Source organism: Halalkalibaculum roseum, assembly GCF_011059145.1.
Taxonomy (GTDB): Bacteria; Bacteroidota; Rhodothermia; order Balneolales; family Balneolaceae; genus Halalkalibaculum; species Halalkalibaculum roseum.
Map to the genome: position 1 here is coordinate 131314 of NZ_JAALLT010000002.1, position 19885 is coordinate 151198.

A 19885-nucleotide genomic window follows, 5' to 3' on the forward strand; every position below is an offset into this window, starting at 1 on the left:
ATGAAAACCCTGCTTTTCTTAAACGGGTCAGAAGGTTGTCAAACTGGAATCGAAGATGGCTTTAAATATTTATTGGGAATTGATAAGATATCGGAACTAGAGTGGTTTTATTATACGGATTACGCCAATAAGCATACGAATGGAAAAGCCTTAAATGAAATGCTCAAGCGGGCTGAAACTTTCCAGCCCGATCTGGTTGTGTTTTTTCATTTAGGTGATTTTCAAATTGAAAAGAAATTTTTAATTAAGTTAAAAAATATAGACTCAAAACCTATCATAGTATATGATGAAGGGGATATGTATGGAGGATTGGCCAAACCTATTAAGCCTCAGATGGAATTAATAATGAGGCATTCGGAAGTAGTTTCTATCCGGGGTCTAGGTAAATTCCACAAACAGGTAAAAAAGTATAATGAGAAAGTCATTTATACGCCTCATCATAATGACATCCATCGATTTGATGACAAAGAAAATGTATTTAAGGAACGCGACCATGATATAGTTTTGATCGGAAATAAGGTAAAATCCAGGATGTTTAATTTCATTCGAAGATTACCGGGTGCAAAAGAAAGAGAAAACTTTGCAGAAATGATGGATGCTGAATTTCCTGATCAATTTAAAATTTACGGAAACGGTTGGGATTCGTTGGGTACCAATCAGGGACCTGTAGATTTTTACAAACAACATGAGATCTATGAGAATACTTGGATAACAGTAGCCTACGAACACTATCCAAGTATTCCATATTATTTTTCGAATCGTTTACCGATGGCATTAATGAACGGTTCACTCTACGTCAGTCACTATCACGAAGGATATGAAAAGATGTTTCCTGATACTGATTTCATTTTTTTCTTCAAAAATAATGATGAAGCAATTGATATTATCAAGTATATCTTATCTTTAGGCAAAGAAGAGTTAATTTGTCGTTCTGAAAAAGCAAGAGATTTTGCCCTCAGACAATATACTCCCCAGGTAATTTGGTCCAATTTTTTAAAGAACGTCCTCTCAATATTAAATTGAAATATAGCTATTTAATGAAATACACGATTATATTTATAATATCATTAATTAATCGTGCACATGTATATATAACTACAGACAGAAATATAAATATACGTAGATCTCTATTATATTTAGTAAGAACAAAAATACAGGAAGAAAATAAAGTAAATATTAATCATTCAGATATTTATAATTCCCTTGTTAAAATTACCGGTTATTTTAATATGGTTGATATTTCTAATTCTTTGATTAAAAATACACAAATTAAAATTTCAGGGGAAAATAACAAGCTAATATTAGAAGAAGATGTGAAGTTACGAAATGCTGAGATTCATATTAGAGGGAATAATTGTATTATAAAAATCGGAAAAAATACATCTACAGGTGGGCTAAGAATTGTTAATGTTGGTAACGACAATGAAATAGAAATAGGTGAAGATTGTTTATTCGCAGATCATATAGAGATTTGGGCTAGTGATACGCACAGCATATATAATGAACATGATGAAATGATCAATCCGGAGAAACCAATAAAAATCAAAGATAAGGTATGGGTGGGAAGCCATGTGACTATTTTAAAAGGGGTCACTATTGGTACTAATAGTGTGATTGGAATGAGAAGTTTGGTTACTAAAGATATCGATGCCGGTACATTAAATGTTGGATCTCCTGCACGCGTAATTAGAAACAATATTACCTGGAAATTAGATTATTAAGTAATTATTAAATGAAAGTTCTGCACGTATTTAATGAAATAAACTACTCAGGTGCTGAATTAATGTATTCAAAAGCGGCACCTATTTTTAAAGAACATGGAATTGAAACTTATGCTGTCAGCACCGGGACAAATATTGGTAATTTTACTGCTGAGTTTTCTAATAAAGGAATAAACTGTTATCACCGGCCTTTTCCACAAAGTAAATTAAATATTTTCGACTGGCTGAGATATTATAAAGATTTTTTCTTCTTCATAAAGGATAAAAATTTTGATGTTCTACATATCCACAGAAATGATGTTTATTCATTGGCTTTCATTGCAAATATTGCAGGCATACCTACTATCAAAACAGTACATGGTTATTTTAAAAATAGAAAAATTACCTATCCACTTGCCGTAATTAAACGTTTCGCAGGTAGAAAATTATTTAATATAACCTTTCAAACAATCGGAGATAGTGTCTATAAGAATGAATTGGATTACTATAAAAATCCTTCAGTTAAAGTTAATAATTGGATTGACAATGAAAAATTTTATCCGCCATATGATGGTAAAGAAGGATTTGCTATAAGAGATGACTTGGGTATCGATAAAGATGATTTTATACTTATTTCTGTTGGAAGTTGTACTAAAAATAAAAATCATCATGACATTCTAAAGGCCATGTCTATTCTTCCCAAAGAAATTGATGTGAAGTATCTGCATTTAGGTAATGGAGATACTGAAAAAGAAGAAAAAAAATTATCAAAAGACCTAAAAATCGACGAACAAGTATATTTTTTAGGCAACAGAAAAAATGTTAGGGATTATTTAGTAGCTTCTGATCTTTTTATAATGACTTCTAGAGTTGAAGGTTTGGGAAATGCTGCTTTAGAAGCTATGGCCTGTGGACTACCAACAATATTATATAATGTGCCAGGGTTAAGAGATCTGATTAAAGAAAATGATAATGGATTCTTGATAGAAGAAAATTTCAGAACACTTGCAGAAAAAATCCTTAAGTATTTCAATAATCCAGACTTGAAAACATTAAAAGGAAATTCCGCCCATGAATTTGTGAATAAACATTTTTCAATGAAGAACAATGCTATAAAGATTATCGAACTGTATGCAAAAGTTTAATTCTTCGATTTTTCTAAGGTTTTCACAAGGTATTGAATTCTCCTTTTATGCTGCAATTTTTTTTGAAATCATTTATTTGATAAAACTTGTAGGAGAACTCAACTTAGATATTATATACTATTTAGCCATACTAGTTCAACATGTGGCGCTTATTCTTATCTTTTATATAGTTATAAAAAAAAATATCAGTACAAGTGTACCAAAATACATATTCATTATTTACTTCACTTGGTTAGTTTATAATGTTTTAAATCTTATTCGGGGAGCTTATCTTTCAAATACTTATTTAGATTGGAGATTTTTAGTTCTTACTTCATTTCCCTTCGTCTTCTTATCTCTCGTTTTTTATATAGGGAATAATCCCCATTATTTGAGGAGGATATTAATTAAGACACTAAAAGTTTTCTTGCCCCTTAGTTTTGTATTTATACCCCTGGCATTTTATACAAATAAGGAATTATTTTCACGCATTGTTGAGCCAGTTACGTATTTGATATTATTTATACCATATCTAAAAAATAAATGGAAGTACTTAATAATTAGCGTTGCATTGGTTTCTGTTTTCCTGGTTGTTGATTATAGGGCAAACTTGATACGAATTTTCCTGTCTTTTCTAATATTATCAATCTACTATTTCCCAAAGATATTTAACTTGCGATTAATAAAAGTTTCGAGGGTTTTTTTATTTTTTTTACCACTAATTATTGCCTCATCAGCATTACTGTTTAATTATAATGTCTTCAATGAGTTATCCCAAAACGATTCCTTAAGAGTCACTAATAAACATGGAGAGAGTGAAAATATTCTTTCCGACAGTCGTACTTTTATATATGCTGAAGTAATAGCAAGTGTGAATAATTCAGGGAATTGGCTATTTGGAGAAGGTGCTTCTGGATCTTATCACTCAGATGTATTTTATGATAGGGGAGGGGGAACTGATGGAGTACGATATGCTTCTGAGGTTAATATTTTAAATCTTTTATTGCATGGAGGCTTGGTTGGTGTTTTCATACATTTTATGTTACTGTTTTCTTCTTCAAAATTATTCATCGAGCAATCTAATAACCGACTCTGCGTTATGTTTGGAATTTTATTCTCATCAAAATGGCTGATGTCGTTTATAGAAGAATTCACAAGATTTGGCTTGAATTTTTTCTTTTTTTGGCTACTCTTGGGCTTTTTCAGCACGTATTATCTCAGACGTAAAAGTGATGATCAGCTCAAAAAATTCTTGTCATTTTAAATAGCTTCCTAGTTTTAGTAAAAGTGCAATAAATTTTACATGGAAATCACGATAAGAAAAAAAAATAGGCTAACAGTAATATTGCCAGTCTATAATAGGATTCAATATACAAGAAAGTGTCTTGAAGCTTTAGAAAATCAGTCTTATAAAGATTTTAGAGTAATTGTAGTTGACGATGGCTCCACTGATGGGACAGAACAAATGATTCGTGAATTTTTTCCTGATGTAATTTTATTAAAAGGTGATGGTAATCTTTGGTGGACAGCCTCTGTAAATTTAGGTATAAAGGAAGCGTTTGTTCGAGGTTCAGATTATGTCATGACTTTAAATAATGACACCAAACCAGCCGAAGATTTTATTGAACAAATGTTAAAATGTTCAACTAGAAATCCTCGAGCAGTTTTAGGGGCTTTAGAAGTCAATAGTAAAACTGAAAGGGTCAGTTATGCCGGAGAAAAGATTAATTGGTTAACAGCAAATTCCGAATTATTTAATGTTGGAAAAAAGCCTTATAACCTTACAGGTATCAAAGCAGTATCACATTTACCTGGAAGAGGATTACTAATTCCAACTTCTGTTTTTGAAGAGGTTGGATTATTTGATGAAAACAACTTTCCCCAGTATGCTGCTGATTCAGATTTTACTCACAGGGTTAAGCAGGCTGGTTTTAATGTTTATTGCAATTACGATGCCGTATTGTATACTTACCCGTCTGAAAGCGGTTCATTAAAACTTAGAAATAGTAAAAGCCTGAAAAAATACTATGAGCATTTATTTTCAATAAAAGGAGGTGGGAACCTGAAGGTATTTTGGCATTATGCAATTAATAATTGTCCTTATAAGTATTTGGTTCCTTTTTTGATTTCAGGTTTTTCAAGAAGAGTATTTGGATATTTAATCGAATGGATAGGTTTTAAAAATGAATAAACTTGCAATAGTAACACCTGTACGGGACGAAGAAGATGTGGTAGAAGAGTTGATTCTTTCTGTGGTGCAACAGGATCTTTTACCTAATGAATGGGTATTCGTGGATGATAACTCTGTTGATAGTACAACTAATATTATAAAGAGTTATTCCCAAAAATTTGAATTTATAAAGTTGGTGTCTTTTCCGAAAGACACCAACCGAACACCTGGTACCGGAGTTATACGGGCGTTCGAATATGGTCTTAACCATTTAATGCAAGAATACGATTTTCTCTTAAAGCTAGATGCCGACCTTAAATTTAAACCAGATTATTTTCAAAATATCATTTCAGAATTTGAGGCAAATGAAAAATTAGGGATTGCTTCCGGTATGATATTTGAGAAAAATGGCAAACCGGTAAAAAAGAACATTTCGGATCATCCTTATGGTGCTACAAAGTTTTATAGAAAATCATGTTTTGATCAAATTAAACCATTGGAGAAGATAAAAACTTGGGATTTAATCGATAATATAAAAGCGAATATAGCCGGATATGAAACCAAAATAATCGCATCAGAAAAAGTTAAACACCTCAAACCTATGGAAAGTGCAGCAGGTAAAACAAATGAAAATTTTTTAAAAGGTTATTACAGCTCTTATTTGTTCTACCTATTTCCATTTGCTATGCTTAAATCAATCAAGGTAATGACTGAAAAACCATATATCGTCGGTGGTGTCGTTTATCTTAGCGGATATTTATACAATTTAGTAATCAATAGAGAGCGATATTCAAATTCTGAAGTAGTTAAATATCTTCGAAAACAACAAAAAAATAGATTAAAAAAATTATTCAAATTAACATGAAATTTTCATTGGTTATCATTACCTGGAACCAAATTGAGAAGTTGAAAAAATGCTTAATATCATTAGAAGAAAAAGTTGATTTTACAAATGGAGAACTGATAATTATAGATAATAATTCAACAGATGATACCCTGAAATGGGTGCAAAATTATAATGGTATAAATTTAAAACTGATAAAAAATAAAACCAATCAAGGAGTGGCCAGGGCCAGAAATCAAGGTGTAAAAAGATCAGATGGTAATTATATTATTTTTCTAGATGATGATACAATTATTCATAATGACATTTTTCAAGATGCTTTTAATTACCTTGAAGATCATCCAAATATCGGGTTGTTGGGACCTAGACTTCTCTTTGAAAATGGAGATGTTCAACCTAGTGCCCGCCCTTTTCCAACTTTGAAGGGAATTCTAGGTAGGGGATTACCACAGTTTACCCCATCAAGTTTTCGAGAAGATTACTTAAATAAATATCTTAATGTTGAAACTCCGGTTACAGTTGATTGGGTGTTAGGTGCTTGTCAAATTATTCGGGAAAAGGTGTTTGATGAGGTGGGACTCCTCGATACATCATACTTTTTTGGTTACGAGGATATCGATTTTTGCCGAAGACTGAAGAATAGTGGGTGGGAAGTATGTTACCATCCGGGTTTCCAACTAACTCATTGTTACCAAAGAAAGAGTGCTGGAAAATTATTTTCCAAAATGAAGTTTTATCACTTACTGAGTATTTTAAAATATTTCAAAAAGTTTGGTTTTAAATCTTCAGATAACTAAAAGGATAAAACAATTATAGGCTGTCCAATTATTATTTAAACAATTTTATTTGAATGTTTTAATAGAGACTGCTATTTCTAATCTATTTCTTAACTTCTGTCCGCGAACTAATAACTTAAAAGAGTTTTGAGGAAAGTATGCTTCAAGAGCTGCTAAAAAAAATCAATAACAAAGAATATATTGTCGGTATTGTTGGTTTAGGATATGTAGGCCTTCCTCTCATGTGGACATTCTTTCAAAAAAATATGCCGGTACTGGGATATGATATTGATGACAATAAAGTAAATTGTATCCTGGAAGGGCGCCCCTATATTAAACATCTGGGTGATAACATGATGCAGGCATTGGCTAAAAGTGACCGTGTAGATGCCACTACTGATTTTTCCCGCCTATCCGAAGCAGATGCGCTATTGCTTTGTGTGCCAACGCCCCTCAACGAGCACCGGGAACCGGATATGCAGTATGTAGAGAAAACCTGTTTGACGGTTGGGCAAAACCTTCGCAAGGGACAATTGGTCATCCTGGAATCTACCACCTATCCCGGAACTACGGAGGAGCTTATCATTCCAATCCTGGAGGGAGAGTCAGGGTTGACAGCAGGTAAAGATTTTTATGTAGCTTATAGCCCTGAAAGGGAAGACCCGGGTAATGCCGATTTCAATACGGCCAAGATACCTAAAGTAGTCGGCGGGCACGGGGAAGATGCCTTAAAATTAGCATGTGCGTTATATGATACAGCTATTGTACAGACGGTACCTGTTTCGGATACAAAAACCGCTGAAGCGGTAAAGCTGACGGAGAATATATTTCGCTCGGTTAATATTGCCATGGTGAATGAATTGAAGGTCATCTACCAGGCTATGGGCATTGATGTGCATGAAGTATTGGATGCAGCGGGAACCAAGCCATTTGGCTTTATGAAATTCACCCCCGGACCGGGTCTTGGCGGGCACTGTATTCCTATTGATCCATTCTACCTGACATGGAAAGCCCGGGAAGTGGAACAACCTACCCGCTTTATTGAACTAGCCGGTGAGATCAATACCGATATGCCTAGGTATGTGGTTCGACAGACGATGGAAGCACTGAACCATCACAAGAAAGCAATGAACGGCAGCAATATTTTACTCATTGGGCTTGCCTATAAACCGAATGTTGATGATGATCGTGAGTCGCCTACGTATAAACTTATGGAGCTTCTTGAAAGACAGGGGGCGGAAGTGAGCTATTACGATTCTTATGTTCCCAAGATCAAACCGTCAAGGGAGTACGCCCATTACGCCGGCAAAGAATCGGTCACTTGGGATGAAGGTACAATTAGAGCTTTTGATGCCGTTGTGATTGCGACCAACCATGATGATATCAATTATGCAGAACTCGCCGAATGGAATGAATGTATAATAGACACGCGCAATGCTATGAATGGTTATGCTACCAAAGAAAAGCAGGTCTGGAAAGCTTAGAAATGATTGAGGGATTGATTTACTGATTTATTGAGTGCTAAGTTTTGAGCTTCTAAGTGATTTATTTACTTGAGAAATTTTAGGGAATACTTTTCTAAATTAAAATAGACTTAAGTATTTGCAATGAAATAGATGTTTATTATCTTATTTTTTAATATAGAAGTATCATCAGACTAATTAGTGACGGGATTACGTATTAGATAAAGATCGTTACAGCCCTTTTAGTTTTTAAATATTATGAGTACAAGCAGAGAAGCTGCGTTGATGGATGAAACTGTTTCGGGAGAGACATTCGTTTCCGTACGAGAAAGTATCACAAATGAATTCACGGACCAAAAAGAGGCTAATACTCAGTTTAGGCCTGCTTTCCAAACTAAATTTGAATCACTTGCGGCAAAAACCTACAGCGGCAAAAGAACCATTGATATAATCATCGCTACATTTGGGTTTCTGGTTTTTGCGGTATTATATCCTATCATTGCTCTGGGCATAAAAATTTCTTCCAGAGGCCCTGTTATATACAGGCAAAAACGAACCGGACAAAACGGAAAGGAATTTACCTGTTACAAGTTTCGAACCATGCACCAGCTTTCCCTACGTCGCATTGACGGAAAACCGGTAGTTACCCAAAAAGGGGATAAGCGCATTTTCTGGTTTGGAAGCTTACTGAGGAAACTGAATTTGGATGAACTTCCCCAGATCATCAATGTACTGGAAGGGAACATGAGCGTTGTTGGGCCAAGGCCTTATCCGGTTGAAGAGTGCGCTCACTGGAATACCACTTTTGACGATTTCTTTTATCGCTACGCCGTGAAGCCCGGAATTTCGGGATATGCACAGGTATTGGGCTACAGGGGGGGTACATTGGATGAGGAACATATGCGAAACAGATTGGATAAAGACCTGGTATATGTGCAGAAGCAAAACATGTGGTTTGATTTAAAAATAGTATTTCTTACGATCAAACAGATGCTGCACCTCGAGACGAATGCACACTGAGGTAGTTTTGAGGGATTGAGTGACTGATTTACTGAGGTTTCTATGTAGAGGCATGTCCGGTAGGATGTGCCTTTTTTGTTTTGGCACTTAGAATCTAAATGCACTAAGTGGTTATGTATTTTTTGATCATTATTAGTACCTTTATCCTGATTTTCTTCAAGCCTTGATCTTTCAATCTATACATCTTATAACATTATTGATGGGTTTTAAAAAACAGCTATTTACTCGATTAACATTTGTATTTTCTCTGTTATTCATCATCGTAACCGTTGCTGCGGGACAAAATGTCGGGGATATTGATTTTGAAAATTTACGTTCATCAGATTTGTCCGATCAACAGATAGAGCGGCTGTGGGAACGGGCGCAGTCTCAGGGATATACGGTAAGCCAGATTGAACAGGTTGCACTGGCTCGTGGCATGGCTCCCTCGGAAGTGAGCAGGTTGGTAAACCGGTTGCGGGAAATTCGCATGCAGCGTTCATCCGATCAGCAACAACGAGAAGTTCCACAATTGCGACGCGTGACCACCGATTCCCTGCTGCTTGATATGGTACCACAAGATACGCTTCGTGATAGCACAAAAACCAGGATCTTCGGTTCCAGGCTTTTCCGGAGTGATAAAGTTACCTTTACCCCATCCCTGAATATACCAACACCTGAGAATTACCAGTTGGGTCCCGGGGATGAACTTGTAATCGATATTTGGGGGGCAGCCGAGCAAACCTATCGCCTGACGGTTTCTCCGGAGGGTACCATTACTATAGCTAATCTGGGTCCTATTTACGTAAATGGACTTAGTATAGAACGAGCTCGGGACCGGATCAAAAACGAGTTATCCAAAATCTATTCTGGACTACAATCCGACCCGAATGAACCTACCGACACGCAGGCTCGTATCTCATTGGGCAATATTCGAAGCATTAAAGTAACCGTGTTGGGTGAAGCCCGTTTCCCGGGCACCTATACCTTGCCATCCCTGGCTACGGTCTTCAATGCCCTTTACTCAGCAGGCGGACCGGATTCAACCGGTACTTTTAGGGAAATCGATGTAATAAGGGGGGATTCGGTAGCGGCAACGCTGGATATCTATGATTTCCTTGTGTACGGTAACCAGGAAGACAATATCCGCCTGCGTGACCAGGATATTATTAAAATCGATCCTTACAACTCCCGGGTTGAAGTAGAGGGGTATACCAAACGCACAGGCATATTTGAATTGCGGGAAGGGGAGACCATTCAAGATCTCCTTACTTTTGCGGGAGGCTTTGCGGATAACGCCTATACCCGAAGTATTAAAATTGTAAGCAATACCCCAACGGAAAAGCGTATTGATGATATCAGATATCCGGAACGAAAGGATTTTGTTATTAAAAACGGTAGCAAGGTATCCGTAGGCAAAGTACTGGAACGCTTTGCCAATCGCGTGGAAATTCAGGGTGCAGTATTCCGCGAAGGATTTTATGAACTGAATGATACCACTAGCCTGTATTCATTAATTCAGCGGGCTGAAGGTTTGCGAGGTGATGCCTTTATGAATAGGGGGCTTATCTACCGGGAGCAGGAAGATTATACCATTGAAGGCATTCCCTTCAGTGTGCAGGATGTAATGAATGATCCTGAGCAGTACGATATTCCCTTACAGAAAAATGATATCGTTCAGATATCTTCCATCTTTGACCTTCGTGAAGATTACCATATTAATGTATTGGGTGCTGTTCAGCAGCCGGGTGAGTTTCCTTATGTGGAGAACATGACCCTCGAGGATGTAATCTTGCAGGCCGACGGGTTTAAAGAAAGTGCCGCTCCGTATCGTATCGAAGTATCCCGACGTATTAATCATACTGACTCGGCATATGTACCGACGGATATTGCCAAGCTTTTCCAATTCAGAGTCAGCAAGGATCTGTCACTTTCCAATGATGGAAAACGATTTATCATGCTGCCTTTTGACAGGGTTTTTGTACGCAGTTCCCCGGCATATTACGAGCAGGAAGACGTAACCATAAACGGGGAAGTGCTGTTTCCGGGTAAATATACCTTATCTCAAAAGACGACTCGAATTTCAGATCTCATTGAACGGGCCGGCGGACTGACCCAATATGCCTACGCTCAGGGGGCCAACCTGACCAGACAAATTGAAGGAGACGTGGACCAGGAGTTTATCAATATTCCGGACAGCCTAAAAGAAGAAAATACGCAAAGAAACCGCACAAAAGTAGGAATTCGACTGGGAGAGATCCTGGATGATCCCGGTTCTAAATACAATCTGATTCTTCGGGAGGGCGATGTGCTCGAGATCCCCAAAGAGTTACAGACGGTTCGCATCGCAGGAGAGGTGCTTTATCCCATCAGTGTGCGCTATGAAAAGGGCCGTTCTTTTAAGGAATACATTAGAGCAGCAGGGGGAGCCTCTGAACTCGGACGTCCAAAAGACGCCTATGTGGTCTATGCCAACGGCACAGTTGACCGGGCCAATCGCTTCCTGTTTTTCAGGAACTACCCGAAAGTTCAGCCAGGGGCGACCATCTTCGTTCCAGAGAAGGAGCAACGGGAGAGGTTGAGTACCCAGGAACGCATCGGTATTCTTTCCGCGATCGTTTCAATGGCGGCTATTGTGAGCAATACCATCTTCCAGATCAGGAGATAATTAACCTTACCACTAAGGCACAAAATTCACAAATAGGTAATATTTAAAATTATTACGTGTAGGAATGCTAACAAATAATACAAAAATCTACATAGCCGGCCACCGTGGCATGGTGGGTTCGGCCATCTGGCGGAAGCTGGAGAAAGAGGGATGTGATAACCTGATTGGGAAAACCAGTTCTGAACTGGACCTGCGTAACCAGCAGGCGGTGAAGGAGTTTTTTGCTGAGGAACAGCCCGATGTGGTGATTGATGCGGCCGCGCGCGTGGGAGGCATCCTTGCTAACAGTGAGTATCCCTGGCAGTTCTTGTATGAAAACCTGGAGATTCAAAACAATTTGATCGCTTCGGCCCACGAATTCGGTGTGGAGCAGTGTGTGTTCTTAGGCAGCTCCTGCATCTATCCCAAGCATTCTGAGCAGCCGATGAAGGAGGAGGCGCTGCTTACCGGCCCCTTGGAGCCAACTAACCAGTGGTATGCTGTGGCTAAGATCGCAGGGGTTAAGATGATTGAAGCCCTGCGCAGGCAGTACGACCATAACTACGTCTCTTTGATGCCCACCAATCTTTACGGGCCTCGCGACAATTTTGATCTGCAGACTTCGCACGTGCTTCCGGCCATGATCCGCAAGTTTCACGAGGCAAAGGTGAATGGACACGCCACCGTTACCCTCTGGGGCACCGGCTCGCCCATGCGCGAGTTCCTGCATGTAGATGATGTGGCTGAGGCGGTGCTTTTTGTGCTGAACCGCGAAATGGGGCAGGGCCTGTACAATGTGGGCACCGGGAAGGATATTACCATTCAGAACCTCGCGTTGCTCATTCAGGAGATCGTCGGACATGAAGGGGAAATCGAATGGGATACTTCCAAACCCGACGGCACCCCCCGCAAGCTGATGGACGTCAGCCGTATGAAGGAGGAGGGGTGGACCTACAATATTGAGTTGAAAGAGGGAATCAGGGACACCTACGAGTGGTTCCTGGAAAATCTTGACCAGATTAAGGAAGTCGAAATCGAAAAGTAATAATACCACTTAGTTACTGAGTGCACTTAGTGGTAACAGCTTTTAACTATGAAATTTTAAGATATTATGAGTTCTAAAAACAAAGTCGCATTAATCACGGGAGTAACCGGTCAGGACGGTTCCTATTTATCCGAGCTGTTGCTAGACAAAGGCTATGAAGTACACGGCATCAAGAGGCGGGCCAGCCAGTTCAATACGGATCGGGTCGACCACCTGTATCACGATCCGCACTTCAAGGGTTTACCCTTTTACCTGCACTATGGAGATATGACCGATTCCACCAACCTGATCCGCCTTATCCAGGAGACGCAGCCCGATGAAATCTACAACCTGGCCGCCCAGAGCCACGTGCAGGTTTCTTTCGAGTCGCCGGAGTACACGGCCGATGTGGACGCCATGGGTACCCTACGCATGCTGGAAGCTATTCGTATCCTGGGACTGGAAAAGAAGACTCGCTTCTACCAGGCCTCGACCTCCGAGCTCTATGGGAAAGTGGTGGAGACCCCACAGAATGAAGATACCCCCTTCTACCCGCGATCACCGTATGGCGTAGCCAAGCTCTATGCCTTCTGGATCTGCAAAAACTATCGCGAAGCCTACGACATGTTTGCGGTAAACGGCATCCTGTTTAACCATGAAAGTCCGAGAAGGGGTGAGACTTTTGTGACACGCAAGATCACCCGGGCGGCGGTACGCATTGCGGCCGGCCTGCAGGAGAAAACCTTCCTGGGTAATATGAACGCCAAGCGTGACTGGGGTCATGCGAAGGACTACGTAAAAGGGATGTGGCTGATGCTGCAACAGGATGATCCCGAAGACCTGGTGCTGGCCACCGGTGAAACCACCAGCGTGCGTGATTTCTGCGAAATGGCTTTTGGGGCCGCGGGTATCGAACTGGAATGGGAAGGCGAGGGTGTGAATGAAAGGGGAATTGTTAAGAGCGTTGACGAGGATGTTATTTCTCAACATTTCAACAATTCAACCCAACTACGCCAAGGCTCCGTTGGGCAGGCAACTCATAGCGAAATTCAAACTCCTAAAACAGGAGACACCGTCATTGAGGTCGACCCCCAGTATTTCCGTCCAACGGAAGTGGAATTGCTCCTCGGCGACCCAAGCCGGGCACAGGAGAAGCTGGGCTGGAAGCATGAGTATGCCATTAATGACTTGGTAGAGGACATGGTGACCTCAGATTTCAAAGAGATCCAAGCCAACAACGAATAGAACACGGATGACACAGATTCAGCGGATTTACGCAGGTTATATTATATATCTGCGCAAATCCGCATAACCCGCGTACTCCGTGTTCCATGCCCTTTCTATTTTAATGTTACATAGCGTATAAAAATCTTTTATATTAGGTTTCCATTATACCAACTATTTATCGTTAGCCCATGTCACCCGACGAAAAACATTCGAATAAGAACTATAACAACGGATATTTCGGTAACGGACACCCGCTGAACGGGTACCGGGGTGAGCCGAACCGCGGCAGGTCGGAAGCACAGGACCCGGATGAAATTGACCTGAAGCGGCTCTTCTATACGCTCTGGAATAACAAGTGGATTATCATTGCATCGGTGGTATTATGCTCGGTTCTTGCCGGGGTAGTTGCCTACTCGGTGACCCCGATCTACCGCAGCGAAGGGTCCATGCTAATCAAGGATTCGGGCAACAAGCTTTCTTCAATGGGCGGGGACAACGGGCTGGCCAGCATGCTTTCCTCCACCTACGGTATCGGTATGGGAAGCACCATTGCCAACGAATTGCAAATACTGCAATCACGTAACCTTTCGATGGAAATGGCCGATTCGATGATGCAGCTGCAGGTGATGCGTAACGGCCGGCAGTTCCCGGTACTGTTTACGGAATATCCTGATGACTCAACAATGGTAGAGCAGGATGTGATAGCAAAGCGGTTGCGTGACAGCTTCAGCTTTTCCCGATCTGACCGCGAGGCAGACCTCGTAACAGTTGCTTTTGAAAGTCCCTCCCCATTGGAGGCGGCCTTTGCAGTGAATTTATCCATGGATATCTATTCGGATCTTTCTACCCGGCAGAACCGGCTGGCGGCCAATGCAGCAGTTGAATTCCTGGAAAACGAGCGTACCCGCATTGAAGATCGTCTGAATACGGTAGAGCAGCGCCTGCGGGAATTTATGAACCGCGAACAGCTGGTGCAAGTGGATGCCCAGACGGAAAAACTCATTGAACGCATGGCCGAAATGGAATCGCGGCGGCAGGAGGCCCGGGTGAAACTGGTAGCGGTTACCTCGGCCATTGAACAGTACGAAGAACGACTGAACAGCATCAAACCGGGACTGGCCGGTCAGTACGCCGACGCCATCGGTCCGAACATGACCCGCCTGCAGTACCAGCTGGCCGAACTGGAAATTGAAAAGATGCAGCTGCTGGCCAACAACCCGGGGTTGCAGAACCAGGAAACCCCCACCGGTAAGCTGGCGGAATTGAATGATAAGATCACCTTTTACCGGGATCGTATTGAAGAGCTGACCGGGAACCTGGTGGAACAGAGCGACCAGTACCTGGGCTTTCTGGGCAGCGCCGATGGCAATGTGGCCGAAACCATCACCGAACTGAACCGGAAACTCATTGAATTGAAGATCGAGCAGCAGCAGTACCAATCACAGGTAGAAGTACTGGACGAACAGCTGGCCGAGCAGCGTGCCTTTTTTGACAACCTTCCCGATAACATGATCGAGCTGGCCCGACTCAAGCGGGACGTGACTATTAATGAAGAGTTGTACCTGACGGTCTCCAAGCAGTTTGCGGAGATGTCGCTGTGGGAGCAGACCCAGTTCGGACTCGGCCGCCCGGTAGACGACGGGTTCATCCCCGAAGACCCGGTGCAGCCCAACAAGAAGCTCTATGTTCTCGTGGGCTTTATCCTGGGGGGCATTCTAAGCGTGGGCTATATCTTTGTGCGCGAAGCCTTCAATACCAAAATCGACAGCATCGAAAAACTGAAAGAGTATGAGCTGCCGCTGCTGTCGGTAATCCCATCTTTTGATAAGTTTGTTGAGGAACATCACGACGGGAAGGATACCGTCACCTTGAACGGGCAGGAGGTCTCCACCTCATTGGTGTCGCTGCTGATGTCCGACTCAGCCGAAGCGGAATCCTTCCGCCGCCTGCAGAGCAACATCATCTTTGCCAACCCGGATAAAGATCTAAAAACAATACTAGTCACCAGTTCCCGGCAGGGCGAGGGCAAAACCACGGTGGCCTCCAACCTGGCCATTGTGATGGCCGAAGCGGGTTACAAGGTGGCGATGGTGGATGCCGATTTGCGTCGACCCCGCATCCATAAGCAATTCGGACTTAACTGGAGTCCGGGCGTGTTTGACGTGGTTTTTGAAGGGGCCACGGTGCAGGAAGCGCTCAAGCCTACCCTGCTGGATAACCTGCATGTACTTCCCGCGGGGCAGGAGCCGCCCAATGCGGCTGCCCTCACCCAGAGTTCGGCTTTCATGGGCATGATTGATGAGCTCAAAGAAACATTTGATTATGTGATCATCGACACCCCGCCTTTCGGCATCATCACTGACGCCTCGGCCTTGATCCGCAAGACCGACGGGGTGATCGCCGTGGCCCGCTTCAACCAGACCAACGAGCCGGAGCTGGAACACTTGCTGGAAAACCTCGATCAGGTCCATGCCCATGTTCTAGGTACGGTGCTTACAGACTTCAACTATAAGCAGACCCGCGACTACCGGTACAACTTCTATTATCACCGGGATATGTATGAAGACTACGCCAAGTACGATTATAAAGGCACACGCTAATCAAATTACCACTTAGTCACTGAGTGCACTTAGTGGTAACAATGAATTAAACTATTTTTTAAGAATGAAAGTAAAAGTAATCAGTATCATCTTTTCGGCACTTCTATTAACTCCATTGACAACGTATGCCCAGGTAGAACAGGGGAGGCAGCTCAATATGAGCCAGCAGTTCCGGCTTGGGGACCGCTTTATACGCGTGGCCGAACCGGGGCAGCTGGTGGATTCGGTTAACGTGTGGGGGGATGTGAACAGCGCCGGGCGCTATTTGGTACCCGTCGATACCCGCTTGCCGGAGCTTATCTCCTACAGTTTTGGGCCTTCTACCATTCGCGACCGTGAATCCAACCTGGACTGGTCCAAGATGCGGCTGGAGGTAAAGGTTTCTCGTTTTGACAAAAACCGGCGCAGGGTAGAAGTGGCTAATTTCAAATACAAATACAGTGAACCTGAACCGGTGGAACTCTTTGAATACGAGTTGCGAAATAACGACATCGTCACCTTGCAGGTGAAGCGAAAGCCGGCTTTTATTGATTATGTTCGAGTCATTGCTCCTGTGATTTCAAGTGTTGCGACTGGATTCTTAATCGTTGAGCGATTACGTTAACTTTAGATACACTTGTAAGTTGTTGGTAATGGTACCAAGTGGGCTTATTAGAGAATCATTGTACAGTGATCTAAATTCTAGAGTAAAGTTTTAAATTTAATGAGTAAGACAATTCTGATTACCGGCGGGGCTGACTTAATCGGATCGGCATTGATAAGTTATTTAATATAAGAGACAGAAAGCAGTGTAGTTAATTTGGATAAGCATAACTTATGCCGGGTACTTTGAAAATGTGCAACTGGTTGCGGATATCTAAAAAACAAAGGTGATCAGGCAAATTTTTGAAACCTATCAACCGGCAGCTGTCATTTACCTGGTGGCAAAATCGCTTGTAGATTGCTCAATCGATGGATCGGGTGAGTTTATACAGGCCATTATTGTGGGTGCCCATAATATGTTGGGGTTTGCCAGAGAGCGTGACATCAAACATTTTATTTTTGCCTCGTTCAGCAGTGTTTACGGAACCAATAAAAATGTGTCGTGGTCAGAAGACGATCATGAACTAAAGCCTATTAGCCTATATGCCAGTACTAAAGTGAGTGGTGATCTGATGGGACATGTCTATAGCTAGTTGTATGATATGCGAATTTTGGCACTCCTCTACTTCACTGTGTATTGACCGTGGCAGGGGCCAGACTTGGCAATTTACAAATTTCCTAGACTGATAAACAAGGGGGAACAAATCACCTTATTTGGTTATTGCAGCAGCCGACGTGATTATACCTATATTGATGATATCATTGATGGGGCATTGGCAACTAATGAATATGATGAAAATATTTATGAAATCATCAACCTAGGCAAAAACCGGGCGGTTCAGCTCCTGAAACTGGTGGAAACCATACAGGAGGCTTTGGGTCTTGAGGCGAATAAAAACCATGCACCTGAGGTTTCAGGTAACGTAGAGCAGACTTGGGCGGATATTAGTAAGGCAAAAGAGTTTTTAGGGTACAGTCCGAATTGCGATTTGGAAAAAGGATTGGATGTTTTTGTAGAATGGTATCTTAAATCAGTTAACCTAGTTTTATTAGTTGCTTTTCACTTACTCAATTATACCTTTTTGTGTTCATAGGTTTAAGGATTACTCAACACAGCAAGGAAAAATTAATGTTGTAAGTTATTATTTATATCACTCTCATTTAGTAATAAGAGACCTATATAGGCAATAAAAGTGGCCGAAAAAGAGAATAAAAAAACCATTAAGCAAGAGGTAATCAATAGCAGTTTATGGGGATTCTTAGATAAGGGGAGTAATATAATAACTTCTTTTCTATTAGGAATTGTTCTGGCTCGTTTGTTACCTCCTTCAGACTTTGGTTTGATTGGTCTAGCTATGATTATCGTGGGTTTTGGACAAATCTTTGTGAAGTTGGGTATGGGGCCTGCTCTTATTCAAAAACAGGATATTACAGAGCGACATGTTCGGGTAGTATTTACTACATCTATTACTGCTGGCATTTTATTATCTATTATTGTTTTTGCAAGTGCTCCAGTAACAGCATTGATCTTTGATAATTATAAGGTTATACCAATTGTAAAAGCGTTATCGATTATTTTTGTTATTTCCGGTCTTCAAATTCCAAGTAGTGCACTATTAATTAAGAAGCTAGATTTTAGACACCTTTTTTATATTAGTTTAGTCGAAAGTATTCTGTATGGTTTTGTGTCAATTACCTTGGCATTATTAGGATTTGGAGTTTGGAGCTTAGTAATTGGAAATATTTTTCGAAGAGTTGTAAGCTTAATAGGAAGTTACTGGTATGTGAGACATAGTTTAAAGCCTTTATTTGCTAAGAAAGAGTTTCATGATTTAATACATTTTGGAACGGGTGAAACGCTTAGTGGAATATTTAGTTATTTTGCTTTGAAAGGTGACTACTTTGTAATTGGAAAATTGCTTGGAGAAAGTGCTTTAGGGCTCTACACCAAAGCCTACAATTTAATGCAAGCACCAACCACACAATTTGTTAGTGTATTAACAAATGTGCTTTTCCCAACTGCTGCGAAATTGCAAGCTGATGAAAAACGTCTTCAAAGAGTTTTTCTGAGGTCCATGAGTTCAATTTCTTTTTTTGCATTGCCTTTATGTACTTTATTGGTATTAGTAGCTCCAGAATTAATTTATGGTTTATATGGAGAAAATTGGCAAGGAGCAATTATTCCACTACAGATTTTGGGGGGATTTGGAATATTTAGGGCTATGTATAATGCGTCCGCCTCATTTTTAAGAGCTAAGGGATTAGTGTTTCAAATATTTTGGGCACAAGTATTATATGGTATTATTGTTGTTGTAGCTGTGTGGTTTGCTTCAACAGCATTCGGATTAACAGGTGCGGCTTGGGCAGTAGGATTTGCAATTTTTGCAATGTGGTGTTTCATGATGGAATTAAATATTAGATCTATAAGATTATCTAGACTTGATATAGCTTATACTCTGAAACCAGGTGTTATTTTGGCATTTGTCCTTTTCTTTTCAATACAGGGTTTGAGGATGAGTTTAATCTTTATGGGCTATTCAGCGTTTCCATTAATTAAGCTGGGTTTATTTTTATTAGTAGGGTTATTTTCAGTTTTAATTACAGTATTATTTTTACCACAGAAATGGTTTAATTTTGTTTTAGTTGATCTATTAGAAATCGTGGAAAAGAGAGTGTCTTCCAAATTCATACTATACCTTCAGAATATTATTAATTTTATTAAGTAGATA

15 protein-coding genes and 1 pseudogene are annotated in these 19885 nt (G+C 40.7%); all 16 read left to right on the forward strand.

The features are described 5' to 3' along the window. A complete protein-coding gene (locus G3570_RS04710) occupies positions 1–1023 on the forward strand; it encodes a glycosyltransferase family protein (protein WP_165139815.1) in 1023 nt (340 codons plus the stop codon). A 14-nt stretch (positions 1024–1037) separates the two neighbouring features. After that, entirely contained in the window at positions 1038–1721 is a 684-nt protein-coding gene (locus G3570_RS04715; RefSeq protein WP_165139817.1) for an acyltransferase, read from the forward strand. Positions 1722–1732: 11 nt separating this feature from the next. Next, complete coding sequence (locus G3570_RS04720; protein WP_165139819.1) at positions 1733–2845, forward strand: glycosyltransferase family 4 protein; 1113 nt, start codon at positions 1733–1735, stop codon at positions 2843–2845. Continuing rightward, positions 2832–4088: a hypothetical protein gene (locus G3570_RS04725; protein ID WP_165139821.1), complete on the forward strand. Its 1257-nt coding sequence runs from the start codon at positions 2832–2834 to the stop codon at positions 4086–4088. Before G3570_RS04720 ends, G3570_RS04725 begins: the two co-directional genes overlap by 14 nt. A gap of 39 nt (positions 4089–4127) precedes the next feature. Beyond that, complete coding sequence (locus G3570_RS04730; RefSeq protein WP_165139823.1) at positions 4128–5015, forward strand: glycosyltransferase family 2 protein; 888 nt, start codon at positions 4128–4130, stop codon at positions 5013–5015. Beyond that, positions 5008–5859, forward strand: coding sequence for a glycosyltransferase family 2 protein (locus G3570_RS04735; protein WP_165139825.1), 852 nt, complete (start codon positions 5008–5010; stop codon positions 5857–5859). The genes G3570_RS04730 and G3570_RS04735 overlap by 8 nt, the downstream gene beginning before the upstream one ends. Beyond that, on the forward strand, positions 5856–6635 hold the full coding sequence (locus G3570_RS04740; protein ID WP_165139827.1) for a glycosyltransferase family 2 protein: 780 nt from the start codon (positions 5856–5858) through the stop codon (positions 6633–6635). Before G3570_RS04735 ends, G3570_RS04740 begins: the two co-directional genes overlap by 4 nt. 137 nt (positions 6636–6772) lie before the next feature. Beyond that, positions 6773–8098 carry a nucleotide sugar dehydrogenase gene (locus tag G3570_RS04745; protein ID WP_165139829.1) on the forward strand — a complete coding sequence of 442 codons (1326 nt, stop codon included), beginning with the start codon at positions 6773–6775 and terminating at the stop codon, positions 8096–8098. A 237-nt stretch (positions 8099–8335) separates the two neighbouring features. Then, positions 8336–9097, forward strand: coding sequence for a sugar transferase (locus G3570_RS04750; protein ID WP_165139831.1), 762 nt, complete (start codon positions 8336–8338; stop codon positions 9095–9097). Positions 9098–9296: 199 nt separating this feature from the next. Beyond that, positions 9297–11744, forward strand: a complete 2448-nt coding sequence (locus G3570_RS04755) for a polysaccharide biosynthesis/export family protein (RefSeq protein WP_165139833.1) — start codon at positions 9297–9299, stop codon at positions 11742–11744. A 64-nt stretch (positions 11745–11808) separates the two neighbouring features. Then, positions 11809–12768, forward strand: a complete 960-nt coding sequence (locus G3570_RS04760; RefSeq protein WP_165139835.1) for a GDP-L-fucose synthase family protein — start codon at positions 11809–11811, stop codon at positions 12766–12768. Between the two features lie 66 nt (positions 12769–12834). After that, positions 12835–13992 carry a GDP-mannose 4,6-dehydratase gene (gene gmd, locus G3570_RS04765; RefSeq protein ID WP_165139837.1) on the forward strand — a complete coding sequence of 386 codons (1158 nt, stop codon included), beginning with the start codon at positions 12835–12837 and terminating at the stop codon, positions 13990–13992. A gap of 170 nt (positions 13993–14162) precedes the next feature. Continuing rightward, a complete protein-coding gene (locus G3570_RS04770) occupies positions 14163–16574 on the forward strand; it encodes a GumC family protein (protein WP_165139839.1) in 2412 nt (803 codons plus the stop codon). 64 nt (positions 16575–16638) lie between these two features. Next, the gene (locus G3570_RS04775; protein WP_165139841.1) at positions 16639–17178 is read left to right on the forward strand and encodes a hypothetical protein; all 540 of its coding nucleotides are present in this window, start codon (positions 16639–16641) and stop codon (positions 17176–17178) included. Between the two features lie 265 nt (positions 17179–17443). Continuing rightward, positions 17444–18250 (forward strand): annotated as a pseudogene (locus G3570_RS16360) (GDP-mannose 4,6-dehydratase). Between the two features lie 99 nt (positions 18251–18349). After that, a complete protein-coding gene (locus G3570_RS04790; protein WP_165139847.1) occupies positions 18350–19882 on the forward strand; it encodes an oligosaccharide flippase family protein in 1533 nt (510 codons plus the stop codon). Positions 19883–19885 lie beyond the last annotated feature (3 nt).